General features: G+C 55.2%; 23 protein-coding genes. 19 read left to right on the forward strand and 4 right to left on the reverse strand.

What is annotated here, in order from left to right; all coding sequences use genetic code 11:
- Nucleotides 1-87: 87 nt before the first annotated feature.
- The 16 genes from mraZ (at nucleotide 88) to lpxC (ending at nucleotide 17,938) form a co-directional block, all read left to right on the forward strand.
- A complete protein-coding gene (mraZ, locus tag JOE25_RS11000) occupies nucleotides 88-546 on the forward strand; it encodes a division/cell wall cluster transcriptional repressor MraZ (RefSeq protein ID WP_037420797.1) in 459 nt (152 codons plus the stop codon).
- Nucleotides 547-548: 2 nt separating this feature from the next.
- Nucleotides 549-1,490 (forward strand): 16S rRNA (cytosine(1402)-N(4))-methyltransferase RsmH, encoded by a 942-nt coding sequence (rsmH, locus tag JOE25_RS11005; RefSeq protein WP_209635062.1) that lies wholly within the window; start codon nucleotides 549-551, stop codon nucleotides 1,488-1,490.
- Nucleotides 1,487-1,807 carry a cell division protein FtsL gene (gene ftsL / locus JOE25_RS11010; protein ID WP_012005204.1) on the forward strand — a complete coding sequence of 107 codons (321 nt, stop codon included), beginning with the start codon at nucleotides 1,487-1,489 and terminating at the stop codon, nucleotides 1,805-1,807. The genes rsmH and ftsL overlap by 4 nt, the downstream gene beginning before the upstream one ends.
- Before the next feature lie 42 nt (nucleotides 1,808-1,849).
- Nucleotides 1,850-3,613, forward strand: coding sequence for a peptidoglycan glycosyltransferase FtsI (locus tag JOE25_RS11015; protein WP_209635064.1), 1,764 nt, complete (start codon nucleotides 1,850-1,852; stop codon nucleotides 3,611-3,613).
- Nucleotides 3,600-5,087, forward strand: coding sequence for a UDP-N-acetylmuramoyl-L-alanyl-D-glutamate--2,6-diaminopimelate ligase (gene murE, locus JOE25_RS11020; protein ID WP_209635066.1), 1,488 nt, complete (start codon nucleotides 3,600-3,602; stop codon nucleotides 5,085-5,087). Before JOE25_RS11015 ends, murE begins: the two co-directional genes overlap by 14 nt.
- On the forward strand, nucleotides 5,084-6,445 hold the full coding sequence (murF, locus tag JOE25_RS11025; RefSeq protein WP_209635068.1) for a UDP-N-acetylmuramoyl-tripeptide--D-alanyl-D-alanine ligase: 1,362 nt from the start codon (nucleotides 5,084-5,086) through the stop codon (nucleotides 6,443-6,445). The genes murE and murF overlap by 4 nt, the downstream gene beginning before the upstream one ends.
- Nucleotides 6,439-7,521 carry a phospho-N-acetylmuramoyl-pentapeptide-transferase gene (gene mraY / locus JOE25_RS11030; RefSeq protein ID WP_012005208.1) on the forward strand — a complete coding sequence of 361 codons (1,083 nt, stop codon included), beginning with the start codon at nucleotides 6,439-6,441 and terminating at the stop codon, nucleotides 7,519-7,521. The genes murF and mraY overlap by 7 nt, the downstream gene beginning before the upstream one ends.
- Nucleotides 7,522-7,523: 2 nt before the next feature.
- The gene (gene murD, locus JOE25_RS11035; protein WP_209635070.1) at nucleotides 7,524-8,843 is read left to right on the forward strand and encodes a UDP-N-acetylmuramoyl-L-alanine--D-glutamate ligase; all 1,320 of its coding nucleotides are present in this window, start codon (nucleotides 7,524-7,526) and stop codon (nucleotides 8,841-8,843) included.
- Complete coding sequence (gene ftsW / locus JOE25_RS11040; protein ID WP_209635072.1) at nucleotides 8,840-10,042, forward strand: cell division protein FtsW; 1,203 nt, start codon at nucleotides 8,840-8,842, stop codon at nucleotides 10,040-10,042. Before murD ends, ftsW begins: the two co-directional genes overlap by 4 nt.
- 3 nt (nucleotides 10,043-10,045) lie before the next feature.
- A complete protein-coding gene (gene murG / locus JOE25_RS11045; RefSeq protein WP_209635074.1) occupies nucleotides 10,046-11,110 on the forward strand; it encodes an undecaprenyldiphospho-muramoylpentapeptide beta-N-acetylglucosaminyltransferase in 1,065 nt (354 codons plus the stop codon).
- 83 nt (nucleotides 11,111-11,193) lie between these two features.
- Nucleotides 11,194-12,672 carry a UDP-N-acetylmuramate--L-alanine ligase gene (gene murC, locus JOE25_RS11050; protein WP_209635076.1) on the forward strand — a complete coding sequence of 493 codons (1,479 nt, stop codon included), beginning with the start codon at nucleotides 11,194-11,196 and terminating at the stop codon, nucleotides 12,670-12,672.
- Nucleotides 12,662-13,582: a D-alanine--D-alanine ligase gene (locus tag JOE25_RS11055; protein ID WP_209635078.1), complete on the forward strand. Its 921-nt coding sequence runs from the start codon at nucleotides 12,662-12,664 to the stop codon at nucleotides 13,580-13,582. The genes murC and JOE25_RS11055 overlap by 11 nt, the downstream gene beginning before the upstream one ends.
- A 1-nt stretch (nucleotide 13,583) precedes the next feature.
- Nucleotides 13,584-14,435, forward strand: a complete 852-nt coding sequence (gene ftsQ, locus JOE25_RS11060) for a cell division protein FtsQ (RefSeq protein WP_209635081.1) — start codon at nucleotides 13,584-13,586, stop codon at nucleotides 14,433-14,435.
- Entirely contained in the window at nucleotides 14,432-15,688 is a 1,257-nt protein-coding gene (gene ftsA, locus JOE25_RS11065; RefSeq protein ID WP_004950148.1) for a cell division protein FtsA, read from the forward strand. The genes ftsQ and ftsA overlap by 4 nt, the downstream gene beginning before the upstream one ends.
- A gap of 74 nt (nucleotides 15,689-15,762) precedes the next feature.
- Nucleotides 15,763-16,917, forward strand: a complete 1,155-nt coding sequence (gene ftsZ, locus JOE25_RS11070) for a cell division protein FtsZ (RefSeq protein WP_004950150.1) — start codon at nucleotides 15,763-15,765, stop codon at nucleotides 16,915-16,917.
- 103 nt (nucleotides 16,918-17,020) lie between these two features.
- Nucleotides 17,021-17,938 (forward strand): UDP-3-O-acyl-N-acetylglucosamine deacetylase, encoded by a 918-nt coding sequence (lpxC, locus tag JOE25_RS11075; RefSeq protein ID WP_037426060.1) that lies wholly within the window; start codon nucleotides 17,021-17,023, stop codon nucleotides 17,936-17,938.
- A gap of 14 nt (nucleotides 17,939-17,952) precedes the next feature.
- Here the strand turns inward: lpxC and JOE25_RS11080 are convergent, their stop codons facing one another.
- Nucleotides 17,953-18,477 (reverse strand): DUF721 domain-containing protein, encoded by a 525-nt coding sequence (locus tag JOE25_RS11080; RefSeq protein WP_209635083.1) that lies wholly within the window; start codon nucleotides 18,475-18,477, stop codon nucleotides 17,953-17,955.
- A 26-nt stretch (nucleotides 18,478-18,503) separates the two neighbouring features.
- On the opposite strand from JOE25_RS11080, the gene secM reads away from it, so the two are divergent.
- From secM to mutT, 3 genes are all read left to right on the forward strand, one after another.
- Complete coding sequence (gene secM, locus JOE25_RS11085) at nucleotides 18,504-19,037, forward strand: secA translation cis-regulator SecM (RefSeq protein ID WP_209635085.1); 534 nt, start codon at nucleotides 18,504-18,506, stop codon at nucleotides 19,035-19,037.
- Between the two features lie 88 nt (nucleotides 19,038-19,125).
- Entirely contained in the window at nucleotides 19,126-21,837 is a 2,712-nt protein-coding gene (gene secA / locus JOE25_RS11090) for a preprotein translocase subunit SecA (protein ID WP_209635087.1), read from the forward strand.
- A gap of 104 nt (nucleotides 21,838-21,941) precedes the next feature.
- A complete protein-coding gene (gene mutT, locus JOE25_RS11095; RefSeq protein WP_209635089.1) occupies nucleotides 21,942-22,346 on the forward strand; it encodes an 8-oxo-dGTP diphosphatase MutT in 405 nt (134 codons plus the stop codon).
- A 41-nt stretch (nucleotides 22,347-22,387) separates the two neighbouring features.
- On the opposite strand, the gene yacG is transcribed toward mutT, so the two are convergent.
- The 3 genes from yacG to coaE are packed head-to-tail and all read right to left on the reverse strand — an operon-like array spanning nucleotide 22,388 to nucleotide 24,002.
- Complete coding sequence (gene yacG / locus JOE25_RS11100; RefSeq protein ID WP_037426075.1) at nucleotides 22,388-22,579, reverse strand: DNA gyrase inhibitor YacG; 192 nt, start codon at nucleotides 22,577-22,579, stop codon at nucleotides 22,388-22,390.
- A 50-nt stretch (nucleotides 22,580-22,629) separates the two neighbouring features.
- Nucleotides 22,630-23,382 (reverse strand): cell division protein ZapD, encoded by a 753-nt coding sequence (zapD, locus tag JOE25_RS11105; RefSeq protein WP_209635091.1) that lies wholly within the window; start codon nucleotides 23,380-23,382, stop codon nucleotides 22,630-22,632.
- Nucleotides 23,383-23,387: 5 nt separating this feature from the next.
- On the reverse strand, nucleotides 23,388-24,002 hold the full coding sequence (coaE, locus tag JOE25_RS11110; RefSeq protein ID WP_209635093.1) for a dephospho-CoA kinase: 615 nt from the start codon (nucleotides 24,000-24,002) through the stop codon (nucleotides 23,388-23,390).
- Nucleotides 24,003-24,098: the final 96 nt, after the last annotated feature.

The raw sequence follows: 24,098 nt of genomic DNA on the forward strand, positions 1-24,098 counted from the left end.
CAAGGTTTTCATACCCTCCGTAAACTCCATTATGTGGGAATTTGTGGGGTAAAGTGGTGAAAACGGTCGTGAAGGGGTAACTCAGGAATGTTCCGTGGAGCAACGATGGTTAACCTCGACAGCAAAGGGCGGCTTGCCGTACCGACCCGTTATCGGGATTTGCTGAACGAGCAATCGCAAGGCCAAATGGTCTGTACCATTGACCTCCACCAGCCCTGCCTGCTGCTTTATCCACTGCCCGAATGGGAAATTATTGAACAAAAGTTATCCCGTCTGTCGAGTATGAATCCCGCCGAGCGCCGCGTTCAGCGCCTGTTGTTGGGACATGCCAGTGAGTGTCAGATGGACAGTGCCGGTCGGTTGTTGTTAGCCACTACGCTACGTCAGCACGCCGGGCTTACAAAAGAAGTGATGCTGGTCGGGCAGTTCAACAAGTTTGAGCTGTGGGATGAACAGACCTGGTATCAACAAGTCAAGGATGATATTGACGCAGAACAGTCGACTCAGGAACCGTTGTCTGAGCGGCTACAGGACTTGTCGCTATAAGCATGTTGGAAAATTATAAACACACTACCGTACTGTTGGATGAGGCGGTTAACGGCCTCAATATTCGCAGTAACGGCATATATATCGACGGTACTTTTGGCCGCGGTGGCCATTCGCGTCTGATTCTGTCCCAGCTAGGGCCGGAAGGACGTTTGCTGGCAATTGACCGCGACCCACAGGCGATTGCAGCCGCCAAGTCTATTGAAGATCCTCGTTTTAGCATCGTACACGGCCCCTTCTCCGATTTGTCACACTATGTGCGGGAACGCGAATTAGTGGGGCAGATTGACGGTATTTTGCTCGACCTGGGCGTTTCTTCCCCACAGCTTGATGACGCAGAACGCGGATTTTCCTTCATGCGTGACGGTCCGCTGGATATGCGCATGGACTCATCGAGCGGCCAGTCGGCTGCTGAGTGGTTGATGAAAGCGGAAGCAGACGACATTGCCTGGGTGTTGAAAACCTTCGGTGAAGAGCGCTTCGCCAAGCGCATTGCTCGCGCCATCGTAGAAAGAAACCTCGTTGAGCCAATGACACGGACCAAAGAACTGGCTGATTTGATCGCCAATGCCAGCCCGTTCCGGGATAAGCATAAGCATCCGGCAACCCGCAGTTTCCAGGCGATCCGCATCTATATCAACAGTGAACTGGAAGAGATTGAACGTGCGCTGGACGGCGCGTTGGAAGTACTGGCACCACAGGGACGCCTGTCTGTCATCAGCTTCCACTCGTTAGAAGATCGCATTGTTAAACGCTTCATGCGCCATCATAGCCGCGGTGCTCAGGTACCTGCGGGTATTCCGCTGACTGAAGAGCAGCTGCGCAGCATGGGCGGGCGCACGCTCAAGGCGCTGGGCAAGATGATGCCTGGCGATGCCGAAGTCGCAGAAAACCCACGTGCGCGCAGCTCGGTGCTGCGTATTGCCGAGAGGATGTCAGCGTGATTGGCAACGAGCGTCACGGTTTGGTCGGGGTCATTGGCGGTGATTTGCTGCGCAACGCCAAGATCCCATTGATTTTGCTGATTGCTTCGCTGGTATCTGCGGTGTTCGTGGTGACCACCGCGCACCGCACGCGTTTATTGACCGCCGAACGCGAACAGCTTGTTTTAGAGAGAGACGCTCTGGACATTGAGTGGCGCAACCTGATTCTGGAAGAGAATGCTCTTGGGGATCACAGTCGGGTAGAGCGTATCGCTACTGAAAAACTGCAGATGCAACATGTTGATCCATCGCAGGAAAATATCATCGTTAAACAATGAATGGTTTAACTGAAATCATTACACGGAGTAGAAAGGGAACGCATGAAAGCAGCACGGCCCGGTAAGTTGAAACGCCAGGAAGATCAAGCCAGCTTTGTAAGCTGGCGTTTTGCGTTGCTGTGCGGCTGTATTTTGCTGGCGTTGGTAGGGTTGATGCTGCGCGTGGCTTATTTGCAGGTGATTAACCCAGACCGCCTGGTGAAAGAAGGCGACATGCGTTCACTGCGCGTGCAGGAAGTCCCGACGTCACGCGGTATGATCAGCGATCGCTCAGGCCGTCCGTTGGCGGTGAGTGTCCCGGTAAATGCTATCTGGGCTGATCCGAAAGAACTGAATGAGCGCGGTGGCATTACGCTGGACAGCCGTTGGAAGGCACTGTCTGATGCGCTGAATATCCCGCTGGATCAGCTTTCTACCCGCATTAATGCTAACCCCAAGGGGCGCTTTGTCTATCTGGCGCGCCAGGTAAACCCGGCGATCGGCGATTACATCCACAAACTGAAACTGCCGGGGATTTATCTGCGTCAGGAATCACGGCGCTACTATCCTTCCGGCCAGGTGACTTCGCATATTATCGGCGTAACCAACATTGACGGGCAGGGGATTGAAGGCGTTGAGAAGAGCTTCGATCGCTGGCTGACCGGGCAACCGGGCGAAAGGACCGTGCGTAAAGACCGTTATGGCCGAGTGATTGAAGACATCTCTTCAGTTGACAGCCAGGCCGCGCATAACCTGGTTCTGAGTGTTGATGAGCGCCTGCAAGCGCTGGTTTATCGTGAGCTGAACAACGCTGTGGCGTTCAACAAGGCTGAATCTGGTACCGCGGTACTGGTGGATGTGAACACCGGCGAAGTGTTGGCGATGGCCAACAGCCCCTCTTACAACCCGAACAATATGGCCGGTACGCCGAAAGAAACCATGCGTAACCGTGCTATCACCGATATTTTTGAGCCTGGATCCACCGTGAAACCCATGGTGGTCATGACGGCATTGCAGCACGGCATTGTGAAAGAAAACAGCGTGCTGAATACCGTCCCTTACCGTATCAACGGCAAGGAAATCAGGGACGTTGCGCGTTACGCGGAACTCTCCCTGACCGGGGTCTTGCAGAAGTCGAGTAACGTCGGCGTTTCACGGCTGGCGTTATCGATGCCGTCCTCAGCGTTAGTAGATACTTACTCTCGTTTTGGATTGGGAAAAGCGACCAATTTGGGGCTGGTCGGAGAAAGCAGTGGCATATACCCAAAAAAACAACGGTGGTCTGACATAGAGAGGGCCACCTTCTCTTTCGGCTATGGGCTAATGGTAACCCCGTTACAGTTAGCGCGAGTCTACGCAACGATCGGCAGTCTGGGCGTTTATCGTCCGCTGTCGATTACCAAAGTTGATCCACCGGTTGCCGGTGAGCGTGTCTTCCCTGAGCCTCTGGTGCGCACCGTCGTACACATGATGGAAAGCGTTGCCTTACCGGGCGGCGGTGGGGTGAAAGCCGCGATCAAGGGCTACCGTATCGCCATCAAAACCGGTACAGCCAAAAAGGTTGGCCCGGACGGTCAATACGTCAATAGATACATCGCTTATACCGCTGGCGTTGCGCCAGCCAGTAATCCCCGTTTCGCTCTGGTGGTGGTGATCAATGACCCGCAGGGTGGGAAATACTACGGTGGTGCGATCTCCGCACCGGTGTTTGGCGCGATCATGGGTGGCGTATTACGCACCATGAACGTTGAACCGGATGCGTTGCCCACCACAGAGAAAAGCGATTTTGTAATTAACAGAAAAGAGGGTTCAGGTGGCCGATCGTAATTTGCGCGACTTACTCGCTCCGTGGGTGCCGACGGCGCCCGGGCGCGCGCTGCGGGAAATGACATTAGACAGCCGTATTGCGGCTGCCGGGGATCTGTTTGTCGCCGTTGTCGGCCATCAGACGGATGGACGCCGCTATATTCCGCAGGCTATCGCGCAGGGTGTTGCCGCTGTGATTGCCGAAGCCGAAGGACAGGCAGAAGACGGCGCTATCACGGAAATGCATGGCGTGCCGGTGATTTATCTGAGCCAACTCAATCAACGTCTGTCCGCACTGGCCGGGCGTTTTTACCATGAACCGGCGGAGCGTCTGCGCTTGGTCGGCGTTACCGGTACCAACGGCAAGACCACCACGACTCAATTGCTGGCTCAGTGGGGCCAGCTGCTGGGTGAAACCAGCGCCGTAATGGGTACCGTTGGTAATGGCTTGCTGGGCCAAGTGTGCCCAACCGAGAATACCACCGGCTCTGCGGTAGATGTTCAACACGTGCTAAACGAGCTGGTCGATCGCGGCGCCACCTTCGCTGCGATGGAAGTTTCTTCTCACGGGTTGGTGCAAAACCGCGTGGCGGCGCTGCCGTTTGCTGCTGCGGTATTCACCAACCTGAGCCGTGACCACCTGGATTACCACGGTGACATGGCCAATTACGAAGCGGCCAAGTGGTCGCTGTTCGCGAGCCACGAAGTGGGCCAGGCGATTATTAATGCGGATGACGAAGTTGGTCAGCGCTGGCTGAGTAAGTTGCCGGACGCGGTCGCCGTGACCATGCAGGATAATCTGCAGCCAGGTTGCCATGGCCGTTGGTTGAAAACGACCACCGTCAATTATCACGATAACGGTGCCACTATCCACTTCAGCTCAAGTTGGGGTGATGGTCAGATTGAAAGCCGTCTGATGGGCGCTTTCAACGTCAGTAACTTGTTGTTGGCATTGGCAACCCTGTTGTCGCTGGGTTATCCGCTGGACGAGTTAGTGGCAACCGGCCAGGAGCTGCAACCGGTTTGTGGCCGTATGGAAGTGTTTAACGCACCGGGTAAACCGACAGTTGTGGTCGATTATGCCCACACTCCAGACGCGCTGGAAAAAGCGCTGGAAGCCGCACGTCTGCACTGCGCAGGGCAATTGTGGTGTGTCTTCGGCTGCGGCGGCGATCGCGACAAAGGCAAACGTCCGTTGATGGGCGGCATTGCTGAGCAATTTGCCGATCGTGTGGTCGTGACCGACGACAACCCGCGTACCGAAGAACCGCAAGCGATCATCAAAGATATTTTGACTGGACTGCTGGACGCAGGGAGCGCCTTAGTCATCCATGGCCGCGCTGAAGCGGTCACCAGCGCCATTATGCAAGCAAAAGAACACGATGTGGTGTTGGTGGCAGGCAAAGGCCACGAGGACTACCAACTGGTTGGAAATCGCCGTCTGGATTACTCCGATCGTACCACCGTCGCACGTCTTCTGGGGGTACTGGCATGATTCCTGTCTCCCTTCGGACACTGGCCGATGTATTGGACGCTGAGTTGATCGGCGCCGATTGCCAAATCGTTGAGGTGACGACAGATACCCGTCAGGTGACCGCTGGTTGCCTGTTTGTGGCATTGAAAGGTGAGCGTTTCGACGCGCATGATTTTGCTGTTGATGCGGTTGCCGCAGGTGCGGGCGCTTTGTTGGTCAGTAAGCGCTTAATGGTAGATGTTCCGCAACTGGTGGTGAAAGACACGCGTTTGGCATTGGGGCAGCTCGCAGCATGGGTACGCCAACAGGTGCCCACTCGCGTCGTGGCGTTAACCGGCTCATCGGGCAAGACCTCGGTGAAAGAAATGGCGGCGGCCATTTTGCGTGAGTGCGGTGAGGTGCTCTATACCGCCGGTAATTTCAACAATGACATTGGTGTGCCGTTGACGCTGTTGCGTTTGCAACCGCAGCATGACTTTGCCGTGATTGAGCTGGGCGCGAACCATATTGGCGAGATTGCTTACACCACGGCATTAACCCGTCCACAGACGGCTCTGGTGAATAACCTGGCAGCTGCGCACCTGGAAGGCTTCGGCTCTTTGGCCGGCGTCGCTCAGGCAAAAGGCGAAATCTTTGCCGGTTTGCCGGCTGACGGCGTGGGGATCATCAACGCCGACAATAACGACTGGCCACACTGGCAGAGCACGCTGAGCGGCAAAACCGTCTGGCGTTTCTCACCGCAGGCGGCGGAAGGTGTCGATTTCTTCGCCAGCGATGTGCAGGTGAATGGCAAGGGGACGCAGTTTACGCTGCACAGCCCATTCGGTACCGCGCCTATCGCGCTGCCGCTGCCGGGCCGTCATAACGTCGCCAATGCGTTGGCCGCAGCGGCGCTGGCCATGTCGGCAGGCGCATCGCTTGAGGCTGTGCGTCAAGGGTTAACAAATTTACAGGCAGTACCGGGGCGTTTGTTCCCGATTGCGCTTTCTGAACATCAACTGCTGCTCGATGACAGCTATAACGCCAACGTCGGTTCCATGACCGCTGCAGCGCAGGTACTGGCAGAAATGCCCGGCTACCGGGTGATGGTGGTTGGGGATATGGCAGAGTTAGGGGCGGAAGCTGAAGAATGTCACCGTCAGGTGGGCGAAGCTGCTCGGATGGCGGGAGTCGATAAAGTGCTGGGTGTGGGGCCGTTAAGCCAGGCGCTGATTGATGCCTCCGGTAACGGCGAACATTTTCAGGATAAGGCAGCAGTGATCGCGCGCGTGGCGGAATTACTGTCAGAACATGCGGTAATTACCGTGTTAATCAAGGGTTCACGTAGTGCCGCAATGGAGCAGGTAGTACGCGCGTTACAGGAGAAAGCACCATGTTAGTTTGGCTGGCCGAGCATTTGGTCAAATATTATTCCGGCTTCAACGTCTTTTCCTACCTGACGTTCCGAGCCATTGTCAGCCTGCTGACCGCGCTGTTCCTTTCCCTGTGGATGGGGCCGCGGGTGATTAAACGCCTGCAGGAAATGTCCTTTGGCCAGGTCGTGCGTAACGACGGCCCAGAGTCGCATTTCAGCAAACGTGGTACGCCGACCATGGGCGGCATCATGATTCTGACCTCCATCACTGTTTCAGTCTTGATGTGGGCTTACCCGTCCAACCCTTACGTGTGGTGCGTGCTGTTCGTACTGGTGGGGTATGGCATCGTTGGTTTTGTTGATGACTATCGCAAGGTAGTACGCAAAGACACCAAGGGGCTGATTGCACGTTGGAAATACTTCTGGCAATCGGTGATTGCGCTGGTGGTTGCTTTCGCCATGTATGCCGTAGGAAAAGACACGCCAGCCACCGAGCTGGTTGTGCCGTTCTTTAAGGACATCATGCCGCAACTCGGCCTGTTATACGTGTTGCTGGCGTACTTTGTGATTGTGGGGACCAGCAATGCGGTCAACCTGACCGATGGGCTGGATGGCTTGGCGATTATGCCAACGGTGTTCGTCGCCGCGGGCTTTGCGCTGGTGGCTTGGGCGACCGGTAACATGAACTTCGCCAACTACCTGCACATTCCGTATCTGCGCCACGCCGGTGAGCTTGTGATTGTCTGTACCGCCATTGTCGGTGCTGGCCTGGGCTTCTTGTGGTTCAACACCTACCCGGCTCAAGTCTTCATGGGCGATGTCGGTTCACTGGCATTGGGCGGCGCACTGGGCACCATTGCGGTGCTGCTGCGCCAGGAGTTCCTGTTACTGATTATGGGCGGCGTGTTCGTGGTTGAAACGCTGTCGGTCATTTTGCAGGTGGGATCGTTCAAGCTGCGCGGGCAACGTATTTTCCGTATGGCACCGATTCACCACCACTATGAATTGAAAGGCTGGCCGGAACCACGCGTGATCGTGCGCTTCTGGATTATTTCGCTGATGCTGGTGCTGATTGGCCTGGCGACGCTGAAGGTGCGGTAATCATGGCAGACTATCAGGGTAAAAAAGTTGTCATCATCGGGTTGGGCCTCACCGGCCTGTCCTGTGTTGATTTCTTTATGGCGCGCGGCGTGACGCCACGCGTTATGGATACCCGCGTATCACCGCCAGGGCTGGATAAGCTGCCCGACAGCGTAGAGCGCCATCTGGGCGATTTGCATCAGGACTGGCTGTTGGCGGCGGATTTGATCGTCGCCAGCCCGGGCATGGCGTTGGCGACCCCGGCGTTGAGCGCTGCGGTGGACGCTGGCGTTGAAGTCGTTGGCGATGTTGAGCTGTTTTGCCGCGAAGCCCAGGCACCGATCGTTGCCATCACGGGTTCCAACGGCAAAAGCACGGTTACCACCCTGGTGGGCGAGATGGCAAAAGCAGCCGGTTGGGCGGTGGGCGTCGGCGGCAATATCGGGCTGCCTGCACTGAGCCTGTTACGCCAAGAGTGCCAACTGTATGTGCTGGAGCTGTCGAGCTTCCAACTGGAAACCACGTCCAGCCTGCATGCGACTGCAGCGACCATTTTGAATGTCACCGAAGATCATATGGATCGCTACCCGTTTGGCCTGCAGCAGTACCGTGCCGCCAAGCTGCGTGTCTATGAAAATGCGGAAGTCTGCGTGGTGAACGCGGACGATGCGCTGACCATGCCTGTGCGCGGTGCTGATGAGCGCTGCGTTAGCTTTGGTGCGGATGTGGGTGATTATCACCTGAACCGTCAGCAGGGCGAGACTTGGCTACGGGTTCGCGGAGAGAAAATTTTAAACACGCGCGAGATGAAGCTGACCGGCCGTCATAACTATACCAATGCGCTGGCAGCGTTGGCATTGGCTGATGCGGTGAATATCCCACGGGCTTCCAGCCTGAAGGCGTTAACGACCTTTACCGGATTGGCGCACCGCTTCCAACTGGCATGGGAACATAACGGCGTACGCTGGATCAATGATTCTAAAGCAACCAACGTTGGCAGTACCGAAGCGGCGCTGAATGGTTTGCAGGTGGATGGGACACTTCACCTGTTGCTGGGTGGTGATGGTAAATCTGCCGATTTCTCCCCGTTGGCGCGGTACCTGCAAGGCGATAATGTCCGTCTGTACTGCTTTGGTCGTGACGGTGAGCAGTTAGCGCAACTGCGGCCGGAGGTCGCTACGCTGACCGATACCATGGAGCAGGCGATGCAGGCGATTGCCGGCCGGGTGCAATCTGGCGATATGGTGCTGTTGTCACCGGCGTGTGCCAGCCTGGACCAGTTCCGTAATTTTGAAGTGCGCGGTGACGAGTTCGCCCGCTTGGCACAGGAGCTCGGCGGATGAGACTACGCTTGCCGAACTTCGGGCTGACTGAGCTGTTTAAGAACTGGGTCGCGGGGTCGCGCGATAACGACTCGGTCAATATGGTGCTGTATGACCGTACCCTGTTATGGCTGACCTTCGGGTTAGCCATTGTCGGTTTTGTGATGGTGACGTCGGCGTCAATGCCGATCGGCCAACGTCTGGCGGACGATCCTTTCCTGTTCGCGAAGCGTGATGCCTTGTATCTCGGGTTGGCGTTTGGCTTGTCGATGGTGACGCTGCGTATTCCGATGGAAGTCTGGCAGCGCTACAGCAATGTCATGCTGTTGATGTCGATTGTGATGCTGTTGATCGTATTGGTGGTGGGTAGCTCGGTAAACGGGGCATCGCGTTGGATCGCGCTGGGACCGTTGCGTATTCAGCCGGCGGAGCTGTCCAAGCTGTCGCTGTTCTGTTATCTGGCGAGCTACCTGGTCCGTAAGGTTGAAGAGGTGCGTAGCAACTTCTGGGGCTTCTGCAAACCGATGGGCGTCATGGTCGTGTTGGCCGTGTTGCTGTTGGCACAGCCAGACCTCGGTACGGTGGTGGTGCTGTTTATCACTACGTTGGCGATGCTGTTCCTGGCCGGTGCCAAAATGTGGCAGTTCCTGGCGATTATCGGCTCCGGTGCTTTTGCGGTGGTGCTGCTGATCATTGCAGAACCTTACCGTATGCGTCGTGTGACGTCGTTCTGGAATCCCTGGGCCGATCCGTTCGGCAGCGGTTACCAGTTGACTCAGTCTCTGATGGCCTTTGGTCGCGGCGAATTCTGGGGGCAAGGGCTGGGCAATTCGGTGCAGAAACTTGAGTATTTGCCGGAAGCACACACCGACTTTATCTTCTCGATTTTAGGCGAAGAACTGGGCTATATCGGTGTGGTTTTCGCATTGTTAATGGTATTCTGCGTCGCTTTTCGTGCGATGTCGATTGGCCGCCGCGCGTTGGAGCTGGATCAGCGCTTTTCCGGCTTTTTGGCCTGTTCAATTGGCGTGTGGTTTAGCTTCCAGGCGTTAGTAAACGTTGGTGCCGCAGCCGGTATGTTGCCGACCAAAGGTCTGACGTTGCCGCTGATAAGCTACGGTGGTTCGAGCCTGTTAATTATGTCGACGGCAATCGTGCTGTTGTTGCGTATTGATTATGAAACGCGTCTGGCTAAAGCCCAGGCGTTTGTGAAGAGGTAAGGGATGAGCGGGAAACCTAAGCGTTTAATGGTGATGGCAGGCGGTACCGGCGGGCACGTGTTCCCGGGGCTGGCGGTCGCTCATCATCTGATGGCGCAAGGCTGGCAGGTGCGCTGGCTTGGAACCGCAGACCGAATGGAAGCCGATCTGGTGCCAAAGCACGGGATCGAGATTGATTTCATCCGTATTTCTGGCCTGCGCGGCAAAGGGCTGAAAGCCCAGCTGAGCGCACCACTGCGTATCTGGCATGCTGTACGCCAAGCGAAAGCGATTATGCGCAGTTACCAGCCGGACGTGGTGCTGGGCATGGGCGGTTATGTTTCTGGCCCCGGCGGTTTGGCTGCATGGATGTGCGGCATTCCGGTGGTGCTGCATGAGCAAAACGGCATTGCTGGCCTGACCAACCGCTGGTTGGCGCGCATTGCCAAAACCGTTTTGCAGGCGTTCCCTGGTGCGTTTCCGAACGCGGCGGTTGTGGGTAACCCAGTCCGTACCGATGTACTGGCATTGCCGCTACCGGCAGAGCGACTGAACGGGCGTGAAGGGCCGATTCGTGTGTTGGTGATTGGCGGAAGTCAGGGGGCTCGGGTGCTGAATCAGACAGTTCCTGAAGTCGCAGCGAGATTGGGCGATAAAATAACGCTCTGGCATCAGGTGGGCAAAGGGGCTCTGGAAACTGTGCTGCGCGACTACGAGAGGGTAGGGCAGACACAGCATAAGGTGACCGAGTTTATTGATGACATGGCCGCTGCTTACGCCTGGGCTGATGTTGTGGTGTGCCGTTCCGGTGCTCTGACCGTCAGTGAGATCGCAGCAGCAGGCCTGCCGGCGATCTTTGTGCCATTCCAGCATAAAGACCGTCAACAGTATTGGAATGCCCGTCCGCTGGAAGAAGCCGGTGCGGCGAAGATTATCGAGCAGCCGCAGTTCAACGCCGATGTGGTGGCGGAGCTGCTGGCAAGCTGGGATCGTCCGACGTTGCTGGCGATGGCCGAGAAGGCCCGCGCGGTAGCCATTCCTGACGCCACTGAACGCGTAGCGGCGGAGCTGGTGCGAGTCGCTAAATAATATGCAGGGGTTCGGTACACCGGGCCTGAATTAAAGAATGTCATGTAGGGGCCCGGTATGCCGGACCCGGATTAGAGAGAGTGATGAATACACAACAACTGGCGAAACTACGTACTATCGTGCCCGAGATGCGACGCGTCCGGCACATTCACTTTGTCGGCATCGGTGGCGCCGGCATGGGTGGTATCGCCGAAGTGTTGGCTAACGAAGGTTATCAAATCAGCGGTTCTGACCTGGCGCCAAACCCGGTAACCCAACAGTTGAGTGCGCTCGGGGCGACGATTTACTTCCATCACCGCCCGGAGAATGTGTTGGATGCCAGCGTAGTGGTGGTTTCTACCGCCATCTCTGCCGACAACCCGGAAATTGTTGCCGCGCGTGAGGCGCGTATTCCGGTGATCCGCCGCGCGGAAATGCTGGCCGAACTGATGCGTTTCCGCCACGGCATTGCCGTGGCCGGTACGCACGGCAAGACCACCACCACGGCAATGGTATCGAGCATTTATGCTGAAGCTGGCCTGGATCCGACCTTTGTCAACGGTGGGCTGGTGAAAGCGGCGGGTACCCATGCACGTCTGGGGTCCAGCCGTTATCTGATCGCGGAAGCGGATGAAAGCGACGCGTCGTTCCTGCATCTGCAGCCGATGGTGGCGATTGTCACCAATATCGAAGCCGACCATATGGAGACTTACCAAGGCGACTTCGAAAACTTGAAGCAGACGTTTATTAATTTCTTGCACAATCTGCCGTTCTACGGCCGTGCGGTGATGTGTGTTGATGACCCCGTAGTGCGTGAATTGCTGCCGCGTGTGGGTCGCCATATCACCACTTACGGTTTTAGCGAAGACGCTGATGTTCGCATCGAAAACTATCGCCAGGTTGGGCCACAGGGCCACTTTACGCTGAACCGTCAGGACAAGCCGTTGTTGACGGTGACCTTGAATGCACCGGGTCGCCACAATGCGTTGAATGCGGCAGCGGCAGTGGCGGTAGCGACAGAAGAAGGGATCGATGACGCAGATATCCTGCGTGCGCTGGCAGGTTTCCAGGGCACCGGTCGCCGCTTCGATTTCTTGGGCGAGTTCCCGCTGACGCCGGTTAACGGCAAAGAGGGTACCGCAATGCTGGTGGACGATTATGGCCACCACCCAACAGAAGTGGACGCTACGCTGAAAGCAGCGCGCGCGGGTTGGCCGGATAAACGATTGGTTATGATTTTCCAGCCGCATCGTTATACCCGTACCCGTGATTTGTACGACGACTTTGCTAACGTATTGTCGCAGGTGGATGTGCTGTTGATGCTGGACGTGTACTCCGCGGGCGAAACGGCAATCCCAGGGGCGGACAGCCGATCGCTGTGCCGCACTATCCGCAGCCGTGGCAAGTTGGATCCGATTTTGGTTTCCGATCCAGACACCGTGCCGGAAACCTTGGCGCAGTTGCTGCAAGCAGATGACCTGGTATTGGTGCAAGGTGCCGGTAACGTGGGCAAGGTGGCTCGAAAACTGGCCGAGCTTAAGCTGCAGCCGCAGAAAAAAGAGGAGGAACACCATGGCCGATAAAGTTGCCGTACTGCTGGGTGGTACCTCCGCTGAACGTGAAGTGTCATTGCAATCTGGTGCCGCCGTCCTGGCCGGATTACGTGAAGCCGGTATTGATGCGCATGGCATCGATATTCGTGACTTCCCGGTAACCCAGCTGAAAGAGCACGGGTTTACCAAAGTATTTATCGCGCTGCATGGCCGCGGTGGTGAAGACGGGACTCTGCAGGGGATGCTGGAGTTTCTTGAGCTCCCTTATACCGGCAGTGGCGTGATGGCGTCGGCACTGACCATGGACAAATGGCGCACCAAGATGGTGTGGCAGTCGATGGGTTTACCGGTGGCACCTTATGTGGCACTGAACCGTAAGCAGTATGTTGGTGCGGAGAAGTCTGCGCTGATTGCTCGCATCGACGCTCTGGGCCTACCGCTGATCGTCAAGCCGAGTCGTGAAGGATCGAGCGTTGGCATGAGCAAAGTCACTGAGCGTGCCACTCTTGAAGGGGCGCTGGAAGAGGCTTTCCGCCATGACGACGACGTGCTGGTCGAAAAGTGGCTGAGCGGCCCGGAATACACGGTTGCAATGTTGGGCGATCAGGTATTGCCTTCAATCCGTATTCAACCGGCTGGCGTGTTTTATGACTATCAGGCCAAGTATATTTCGGACGATACGCAGTATTTCTGTCCGAGTGGCCTAGGGGCGGAACAGGAAGCCGAAATGGCTGCTCTGGCGTTACGCGCCTACCGTGGGCTGGACTGCAGCGGCTGGGGCCGCGTGGATGTGATGCAGGATAGCGATGGCAGCTTCTATCTGCTTGAGGTGAATACCTCGCCGGGCATGACCAGTCATAGCCTGGTGCCGATGGCAGCGCGCCAATCTGGTTTAAGCTTCTCGCAGCTGGTAGCGAGAATTTTGGAATTGGCCGACTGATATGTCGCAAGCTGCCCTGAATGCGCGTGAACGCGAGGTGGATAATAACCCGCGCCGCAGCAATGGAACCCAATTAGCGGGAATGATTTTCCTGCTGATGGTGTTGGGAACGATCCTGTGGAGTGGCTGGGCGGTGATTGGCTGGATGAAAGATGCCAGCCGCCTGCCGCTGTCACGACTGGTGGTGACCGGTGAACGTCACTACACCACCAACGACGATATTCGCCAGGCAATTTTGGCGTTGGGATCGCCGGGTACGTTCATGACGCAGGATGTGGATATCATCCAGCAGCAGATTGAACGCCTGCCGTGGATCAAGCAGGCCAGCGTGCGCAAGCAATGGCCGGATGAGCTGAAAATCCACCTGGTGGAATATGTCCCGGTAGCGCGCTGGAATGATTTGCACATGGTGGATGCCGAAGGCAAGTCCTTCAGCGTGCCAGCAGAACGAATTGGCAAACAAAAATTGCCGCTGCTCTATGGTCCGGAAGGGAGCGAACAGGATGTTCTGGAAGGTTATCGGGCCATGAGCAGCATGCTAGCAGCCAGCAAATATACGCTGAAAATGGCGGCCATGAGTGCCCGCCATTCCTGGCAGCTGGCTTTGGATAATGATGTTCGGCTGGAGCTGGGACGCGACGATCGCACCGGACGCCTGCAGCGCTTTATCGAGCTTTACCCGGTATTGCAGCAGCAGGGGCAGGCTCAGAGTAAGCGAGTCAGCTATGTCGACTTACGTTATGAGTCCGGCGCATCGGTAGGTTGGGCCCCAGTGTTTATCGACCCGCAGGCAGCAGGCGATCAGCAAAACAGTAATCAGCAACAGAATCAGGCACAGGCAAAACAACAATGATCAAGTCGACGGACAGAAAACTGGTAGTTGGGCTGGAGATCGGTACTGCAAAAGTCTCCGCATTAGTAGGGGAAGTTCTGCCCGATGGCATGGTCAACATTATCGGGGTGGGCAGCTGCCCGTCTCGCGGTATGGATAAGGGTGGCGTTAACGACCTTGAGTCGGTAGTGAAGTGCGTACAGCGCGCTATCGATCAGGCCGAATTGATGGCTGATTGTCAGATTTCTTCGGTTTACCTCGCATTATCGGGTAAACACATCAGTTGCCAGAACGAAATAGGGATGGTTCCTATTTCCGAAGAGGAAGTGACACAGGAAGATGTCGAGAACGTAGTGCATACCGCTAAATCGGTACGCGTGCGTGACGAACACCGCATCCTGCACGTCATCCCTCAGGAATACGCTATCGATTATCAGGAAGGCATCAAAAACCCCGTTGGGTTGTCCGGCGTGCGTATGCAAGCCAAGGTGCATCTGATCACCTGTCATAACGACATGGCGAAGAACATTGTTAAAGCAGTAGAACGTTGCGGTCTGAAAGTAGACCAACTTATTTTCGCCGGTTTGGCTGCCAGCTATGCAGTCCTGACCGAAGATGAGCGCGAACTCGGTGTTTGTGTGGTGGATATCGGCGGCGGCACCATGGATATGGCGGTGTACACCGGCGGTGCGTTGCGCCACACCAAAGTGATCCCTTACGCCGGGAACGTGGTCACCAGCGATATCGCCTACGCCTTCGGCACGCCGCCGACAGATGCGGAAGCGATCAAAGTTCGACACGGCTGTGCGCTTGGGTCGATTGTTAGCAAGGATGAAAGTGTAGAGGTGCCAAGCGTTGGGGGGCGTCCTCCTCGTAGTCTGCAAAGACAGACACTGGCTGAAGTTATTGAGCCACGCTACACCGAACTGTTGAATCTGGTTAACGATGAAATTTTGCAATTGCAGGAGCAACTGCGTCAGCAAGGGGTGAAGCATCATTTGGCAGCAGGTATTGTGCTGACCGGTGGCGCTGCCCAAATTGATGGCCTGGCAGCTTGTGCGCAACGGGTGTTCCACACCCAGGTACGCATCGGCCAACCCTTGAACATCACGGGTCTGACGGATTATGCGCAGGAGCCTTACTACTCTACGGCGGTAGGTCTGCTGCACTATGGAAAAGAGTCTCACCTGAGTGGTGAGGCAGAAGTAGAAAAACGCGCCTCAGTGGGCAATTGGTTTAAACGCATCAATAGCTGGCTGAGAAAAGAGTTTTAATGTTTCAACAAAGAGATCATGCTGAGTAATCTTTTTATGATCTCGCAGCGACAGGCACAAAACGGAGAGAAACTATGTTTGAACCAATGGAACTAACCAATGACGCGGTGATTAAAGTCATCGGCGTCGGCGGTGGCGGTGGCAACGCCGTTGAACACATGGTGCGCGAGCGCATCGAAGGTGTTGAATTCTTTGCCGTTAATACAGACGCTCAGGCGCTTCGTAAAACGGCAGTTGGCCAAACCATCCAGATCGGTAGCGGTATTACCAAAGGTCTGGGGGCAGGCGCGAACCCTGAAGTGGGTCGCAATTCAGCGGAAGAAGACCGTGAAGCCCTGCGCGCCGCACTGGATGGTGCAGACATGGTCTTCATTGCAGCCGGCATGGGCGGCGGTACCGGTACCGGTGCAGCGCCAGTTGTTGCTGAAGTGGCTAAAGATTTGGGTATTCTGACAGTGGCCGTGGTGACTAAGCCTTTCAATTTTGAAGGCAAGAAACGCATGGCATTCGCTGAGCAGGGTATCGCAGAATTGTCCAAACACGTGGACTCATTGATCACTATCCCGAACGACAAGTTGTTGAAAGTTCTGGGTCGTGGCATTTCTCTGCTGGACGCGTTCGGCGCGGCCAACGACGTACTGAAAGGTGCGGTGCAGGGTATTGCCGAACTGATCACCCGTCCAGGCCTGATGAACGTCGACTTCGCTGACGTGCGCACCGTGATGTCCGAAATGGGCTATGCGATGATGGGTTCTGGCGTTGCCTGCGGTGAAGACCGTGCTGAAGAAGCGGCGGAAATGGCGATCTCCAGCCCACTGCTGGAAGACATCGACCTGTCCGGTGCTCGCGGCGTGCTGGTCAACATCACCGCAGGCTTTGACCTGCGTCTGGATGAGTTCGAAACCGTGGGTAACACCATTCGTGCTTTCGCTTCCGACAATGCCACCGTGGTTATCGGTACCTCATTGGATCCGGAAATGAACGACGAACTGCGCGTGACCGTGGTTGCGACGGGTATCGGCATGGACAAACGTCCAGAAATCACGCTGGTGACCAACAAACAGGCTAGCCAGCCAGTGATGGATCATCGCTACCAGCAGCACGGCATGTCGCCGTTGCCGCAGGAAGTGAAACCTGCCGCCAAGGTAGTTAACGATCCGACTGCGCAGCCTAATAAAGAGCCCGACTATCTTGATATTCCTGCTTTCCTGCGTAAGCAGGCAGACTAAGAATATCCTGAGAATTTGGAATCTCCGCTCTTTGTGCTAAACTGTCCCGCCGGCCATGCTGTATGCTTGGTCGGTAGGATTGATAACATTGCGAGATAAAACGATGATCAAACAAAGGACATTAAAACGTATTGTTCAGGCGACGGGTGTCGGTTTGCATACCGGCAAGAAAGTCACGCTGACAATGCGCCCCGCGGCGGCTAATACCGGGGTCATCTATCGTCGCACTGACTTGAATCCACCGGTTGATTTTCCGGCTGATGCAAAATCCGTGCGTGATACCATGCTCTGTACTTGCCTGGTGAATGAGCATGACGTGCGTATTTCTACCGTTGAGCATCTTAATGCCGCGCTGGCTGGGTTGGGCATCGACAACATCGTTATCGAAGTTGACGCCGCCGAGATCCCAATCATGGACGGTAGTGCTAGCCCGTTCGTCTTCCTGTTGCTGGATGCCGGCATCGAAGAACTGAACTCTGCGAAGAAATTCCTGCGTCTGAAAGACACCGTGCGTGTTGAAGATGGCGACAAGTGGGCTGAGCTGTCCCCGCATAACGGGTTCCGCCTGGACTTCACCATCGACTTCAACCACCCGGCGATCGACGCCAGTACGCAACGCTACCGCCTGGATTTCTCTGCCGACTCGTTCGTGCGCCAAATCAGCCGTGCGCGTACATTCGGTTTTATGCGTGACATTGAATACTTACAGTCGCGTGGTTTGGCGTTGGGCGGCAGCTTTGACTGCGCCATCGTGGTAGATGACTATCGCGTTCTGAACGAAGATGGCCTGCGTTTTGAAGACGAATTTGTTCGTCACAAAATGCTGGATGCTATCGGCGATCTGTTCATGTGCGGCCACAACATCATTGGCGCGTTTACCGCGTACAAGTCTGGCCATGCGCTGAACAACAAGCTGCTGCAAGCCGTTCTGGCAAAACAGGAAGCGTGGGAATACGTCACTTTCCAGGACGAAGCAGAAATGCCACTGGCATTCAAAGCTCCGTCTACCGTATTGGCATAAGTCGATACCGCTGATTACTTATCACGACTGGTCGCGTTGGCACTCTCTCCGGCCAACGACGCCAGTCGTTCCAATATCTTGCGCAGTTTTTCTGGGCTTCTGCTCGCCAATCCCCTTAATTCTTTAGCACTTTCCTGACTCAGATGACGCATCGGTGCGCTCGGCTGTGCATTTCCTGCATTTTTTGCGGTGCTCTGCGCAAGGTTGCTCCCTTTTGCCATCAAGGCCGGATTAATCCTGATGTCGATCGACGACAATGATGGTAGAATTTGCGCTCGTAGTGCAGATAATAAAGCCGGTTGTTCGTAGCGTAGGCGCATCATCCAGCTGGCATTTGCCGTTTCTAGCACTAAAATACCCTGTCGGAAATTCGCGACGCGGCACCAAGGATGCAGTTGAACCGGTAACAGACCTTTCACTGCACGGTTAAGCTTAAGCAGCGCCACTGCGCGTTGCTGGACGTTATGCAGCGGCCCTTTGTCTTCTGCAGACGCGTCGTCGAACAGGGAATCTAATAATTGTGGACGGCTATCGCGCATAATGGGCTCCGGCGGATAATAAACTCGTGATCGGTATTCTAAATCGTTGGCGACAATTTGGCAGACGTTATTTCTGGCCCCATCTCCTGTTAGGGATGGTTGCGGCCACGCTTGGCGTACCTTCAAATCTGTCCGGCGCACCTGATCAAGCCGCTCTGCCGAGCACCTCGTCCAGCCTGAACCGGCAAAATTCCGCCAGTAATGCCTTTAAGAGCCTGGCGTTACTGCAAGAAGCGCATCGCCGCCCGACCTTCAGTGTCGATTACTGGCACCAGCATGCGCTTCGCACCGTCATTCGTCACCTTTCTTTTGCTCTTGCGCCGCAGGCCGTCTATGCGCGCGTGCAGGAAAACGAAGCGGAAGTGGCTGAACCCCCTTTGCAGGTAGCGCAACTGGCGCTGCTTTCTACGCTTAACGCGCTGCTGACGCATGAGCCGAAGCCGCCAACCATCATTCGTGATACCCACCATGCCGTACTGCCTGCCTTTGCGCAGCATCAGACCGGGTTGTGGCTCGCACAGGTGCAGGGAATTCGCGCCGGGCCCGCTGCCCTAATCTGATTTTTTGCCCGCCGGGCGACAAAAAACCTAAAAAATAACAGCAAATTGACTGCCTGTGTTGGCCGTCATGACAGAGATATCAAACATCATGTTAGTGAAATTATTGACCAAAGTTTTTGGTAGCCGTAACGATCGTACGCTGCGCCGCATGCGCAAATCGGTTGAGCTGATCAACCAGATGGAACCGGACATGGAAAAACTGTCCGATGACGAACTGAAAGCCAAAACCAACGAGTTTCGTGCTCGCCTGGAAAAGGGCGAAGTGTTGGAAAACCTGCTGCCGGAAGCTTTCGCGGTCGTGCGTGAGGCCAGTAAGCGCGTATTCGGCATGCGTCACTTCGACGTACAGCTGTTGGGCGGTATGGTACTGAATGATCGCTGTATTGCAGAGATGCGTACTGGTGAAGGTAAAACTCTGACCGCAACCCTGCCGGCTTACCTGAACGCCTTGAGTGGCCGTGGTGTGCACGTGGTCACCGTGAACGACTATCTGGCACAACGTGACGCCGAAAACAACCGTCCATTGTTCGAATTCCTCGGTCTGAGCATCGGCATTAACCTGCCAGGTATGCCAGCACCGGCTAAGCGTGAGGCCTATGCCGCAGACATTACCTACGGTACCAACAACGAATACGGTTTTGACTACCTGCGCGACAACATGGCATTCAGCCCTGAAGAACGCGTTCAGCGTAAGCTGCACTATGCGTTGGTGGATGAGGTTGACTCCATCCTGATCGATGAAGCGCGTACTCCTTTGATCATATCGGGTCCGGCTGAAGACAGCTCGGAGATGTATATCAAGGTTAACAAACTGATTCCTAAACTGATTCGTCAGGAAAAAGAAGACTCAGATACCTTCCAGGGCGAAGGCCACTTCTCGGTTGACGAGAAAGCGCGTCAGGTACACCTGACCGAACGCGGTCTGATCCTGATCGAAGAAATGCTGATGGACGCCGGCATTATGGAGGAGGGGGAGTCACTGTACTCACCAACCAACATTATGCTGATGCACCACGTAACGGCTGCGTTACGCGCCCATGTACTGTTCACCCGTGACGTTGACTACATCGTAAAAGACGGTGAAGTCATCATCGTTGATGAACACACCGGTCGTACTATGCACGGTCGTCGCTGGTCTGATGGTCTGCATCAGGCAGTTGAAGCCAAAGAAGGCGTGGAAATCCAGAACGAGAACCAAACGCTGGCATCGATCACCTTCCAGAACTACTTCCGCTTGTACGAGAAGCTGGCCGGGATGACCGGTACTGCCGATACCGAAGCCTTCGAATTCAGCTCTATCTATAAGCTCGATACCATTGTGGTGCCGACTAACCGCCCAATGTTGCGTAAAGATATGCCTGATTTGGTCTACATGACTGAACTGGAGAAGATTGGCGCTATCATTGAAGACATTCGTGAGCGTACCGCCAACGGCCAACCAGTACTGGTTGGTACGATTTCAATCGAGAAATCTGAAGTGGTTTCGCGTGAACTCGAGAAGGCCGGTATTGCCCATAAGGTGTTGAACGCCAAGTTCCACGCCATGGAAGCGGATATTGTTGCGCAAGCCGGGCAGACGTCAGCGGTTACTATCGCCACCAACATGGCGGGTCGTGGTACCGATATCGTCTTGGGCGGCAGCTGGCAAGCAGAGATTGCCCAGTTGGAAGATCCAACTGAAGAACAAATTGCTGCAATTAAAGAGGCCTGGAAAATTCGCCATGATGCCGTGTTAGCCGCAGGTGGCTTACACATTATTGGTACCGAGCGTCATGAATCTCGCCGTATCGATAACCAGCTGCGTGGCCGTTCTGGTCGTCAGGGGGACGCCGGTTCATCCCGTTTCTACCTGTCGATGGAAGATGCTCTGATGCGCATTTTCGCCTCTGATCGCGTTTCCAACATGATGCGCAAACTGGGCATGAAAGAAGGTGAGGCCATTGAGCACCCGTGGGTCACCAAAGCCATTGCCAACGCACAGCGCAAAGTGGAAAGCCGTAACTTTGATATCCGTAAACAGCTGCTTGAATACGATGATGTGGCCAACGATCAGCGCCGTGCTATCTACAGCCAGCGTAACGAGCTGCTGGACGTGTCTGACGTTAGCGAAACCATCAGCAGCATTCGTGAAGATGTGTTCAAAACCACTATCGACGCTTACATTCAGCCAGAGTCACTGGAAGAAGAGTGGGATGTTCAGGGGCTGACCGAACGCCTGAAGAACGACTTCGATCTGGATATGCCAATTGCAGAATGGTTGGATAAAGAGCCAGAGCTACACGAAGAAACGCTGCGTGAGCGTATTCTGGAAACAGCCAAAGAAGAGTACAAACGTAAAGAAGAAGTTGTTGGCGCCGAGATGATGCGCAACTTCGAAAAAGGCGTGATGCTGCAAACGCTGGACTCACTGTGGAAAGAGCATCTTGCGGCCATGGACTACTTGCGCCAGGGTATCCACCTGCGTGGTTATGCGCAAAAAGATCCTAAGCAGGAATACAAACGTGAGTCTTTCAACATGTTTGCGACCATGCTTGAGTCACTGAAACATGAAGTGATCAGCGTGCTGAGCAAAGTGCAGGTGCGGATGCCGGAAGAGGTTGAAGCACTGGAACAGCAACGCCGCGAAGAAGCTGAGCGCCTGGCTAAACAGCAACAGTTGAGCCATTACGAAGAAAACGCGCTTGTTACCGAAGATCCTGATGCACCAGCGAGCGCAGAACGCAAAGTTGGCCGTAACGATCCTTGCCCTTGCGGTTCCGGTAAAAAATACAAGCAGTGCCACGGCCGTCTGCAGAAGTAAATCCGGCGGTGTGTAACCAATAAAACCCAGGGGTTCAGCATGCTGAACCCCTGTTTTTTGGGGCGAACTGCGGCCCTAATGAATGAATCAATCAGGAGAATGCGATGAAACACCTGAACATTGCTGTCGGCATCATTCGTAACGCCCAGCAGGAAATCTTTATTACCCGGCGAGCGGCCGATTCACATATGGCCGGTTTTTGGGAGTTTCCAGGCGGTAAGATTGAGCAGGGTGAGACGGCGGAACAGGCGCTTAAGCGTGAGCTGCTGGAGGAGACCGGCATTGAGGCCGAACGTGCAGAGCTGCTGGAAGTCCTTGAGCACCGCTTTAGCGATCGTATCGTGACGTTGAATTTTTATTTGGTGGGGAGCTGGGCGGGCGAGCCGTTTGGCCGTGAAGGGCAGCCAATGCGCTGGGTGAAGCAGGCTGATTTACGGGAGGAAGACTTCCCAGAAGCCAATGTCAGTATTATTAAACTGCTGGTGGCGCAGGCTAACGCTGCGCAGTAAAGCAGCCGGCCTGGTAAATGCCAGGCCGGTAAGCACGACGATCAGCGATCGTCTGCCTCGCTCCAGTCTTCGCTTTCTGACAAATCACTGCTGCTGGGAATGCGTTTTTCTTCATCAGCCCATTCGCCCAGATCAATCAGCTGACAGCGTTTGCTGCAAAATGGGCGGAATGGGCTGACTTCACCCCAAACCACGCCTTTGCCACAGGTTGGGCATTTCACTACGGTCGTCATATCAGTTCCTTACACCCTTCCAACGTATGAAAGGTTTTTATTTCATTGGATTAACAACAGGCCAACTCAAAGGTTAATCGCTCCGGCACTGTGCCAAACTCACTGTCCAGCGGCAGAAAGCGGATCGCATAGCGCGTCTTGTGGCCAGAAATCTGTGGGTAAAGCTGGTGGGCCAGGTTGATGCGCAAGCGCAACAGATCGGCCCCTTCAGCGTTATCCTGGAAGAAGCCATTCAGGCTGATTTGATTGCGAAATGACCCGGATTGGCGAATAAGATCCAGCACCATGGTCAGTGCCTGGTTCAGCGGTTCGAGCGTTTGCAGCCACTGACTCACGTCGTCATTCCGTTCCTGCTGAGGCGCATGCATCCACATGTGCAACGTTGGTAAGTCAAAACTGCAACAACCGCCAGGGATGCTTAGACGTTGACGCACGAGACTAATCAGCCGGTCTTCACGCAGCGATTGTCCGAGGCGCGGGGCGGACATCAGGGCGGCGGCACAGTGTTTTAACTGGTTGCGCAACTGATCCACCAGCGACATATCAACGCCCGGCACATCGGACCATGCCAGCAGTTTTTGCTGCTGACGTTCCAGCTCTTTCAGTAACTCAGTGCGTACTTCGCCACGTTCCAGTACGTCCAGCAGATCGGCAATGGTACGGAAGAACGTCAAGGCGATGGCTGTTTCACTCAATGCGCGCTGGCCGTGCAACTGTTGCAGTAAAAACTCCATACGCAACCAGGTGCGCATTTTTTCATTCAACGGGTGTTCAAAAAGAACGCTTGGGGAAACATCACTCATTCAGTTTAATCCTGTCGGGTCGCTGATGCCGCCAGCTCAAGGTAACGGCGATGCAGTGCGGCAACTAATGGCTCTATCCCCTGAGCAGCGCCGCTATTATCAATTATGTCATCAGCAGCGGCCAGACGCTGTTCACGCGTGACCTGTGCGGACAGTATGTTCTGCGCCTGCTGACGGCTGATACCGTCGCGGGCAATGGTTCTGGCCAACTGAGTTTCACTGTCAACGTCGACCACCAACACGCGGTCAGCACGCGCCTGCAGGTTATTCTCCACCAGCAGTGGTACGACCCAAAGTGCATAGGGGCTAGTGACTTGCGCCAATTGGCGTTGGGTTTCCTGATGAATCAGCGGGTGCAGCAGTTGGTTTAGCCAGCGTTTTTCATCAGGGTTACTGAAGATACGCTGACGCAGTGCAGCACGGTTAAGTGTGCCGTCAGGCTGCAACATTTCATTACCAAAACGATCGGCGATGGTTGCCAGAGCCGGGGTGCCTGGCTCAACAACTTGCCGCGCAATGACGTCAGCGTCGACCACCGTCACGCCGTGGCGTGCAAAGGCATCCGCTACGGTTGATTTACCGCTGCCGATACCTCCTGTCAACGCAACAATGTAGGCCATGGTAGGAAATGCACCTGGTATTCATAAAAAAATAATAGACGAATCATAAAGCGATCGCGCAGAAGTGCAAGTCAGCAGGTGGCGCTTGTCTGGTCG

Source organism: Serratia sp. PL17 (genome assembly GCF_017832355.1).
In the GTDB taxonomy this organism is placed as follows: domain Bacteria; phylum Pseudomonadota; class Gammaproteobacteria; order Enterobacterales; family Enterobacteriaceae; genus Serratia.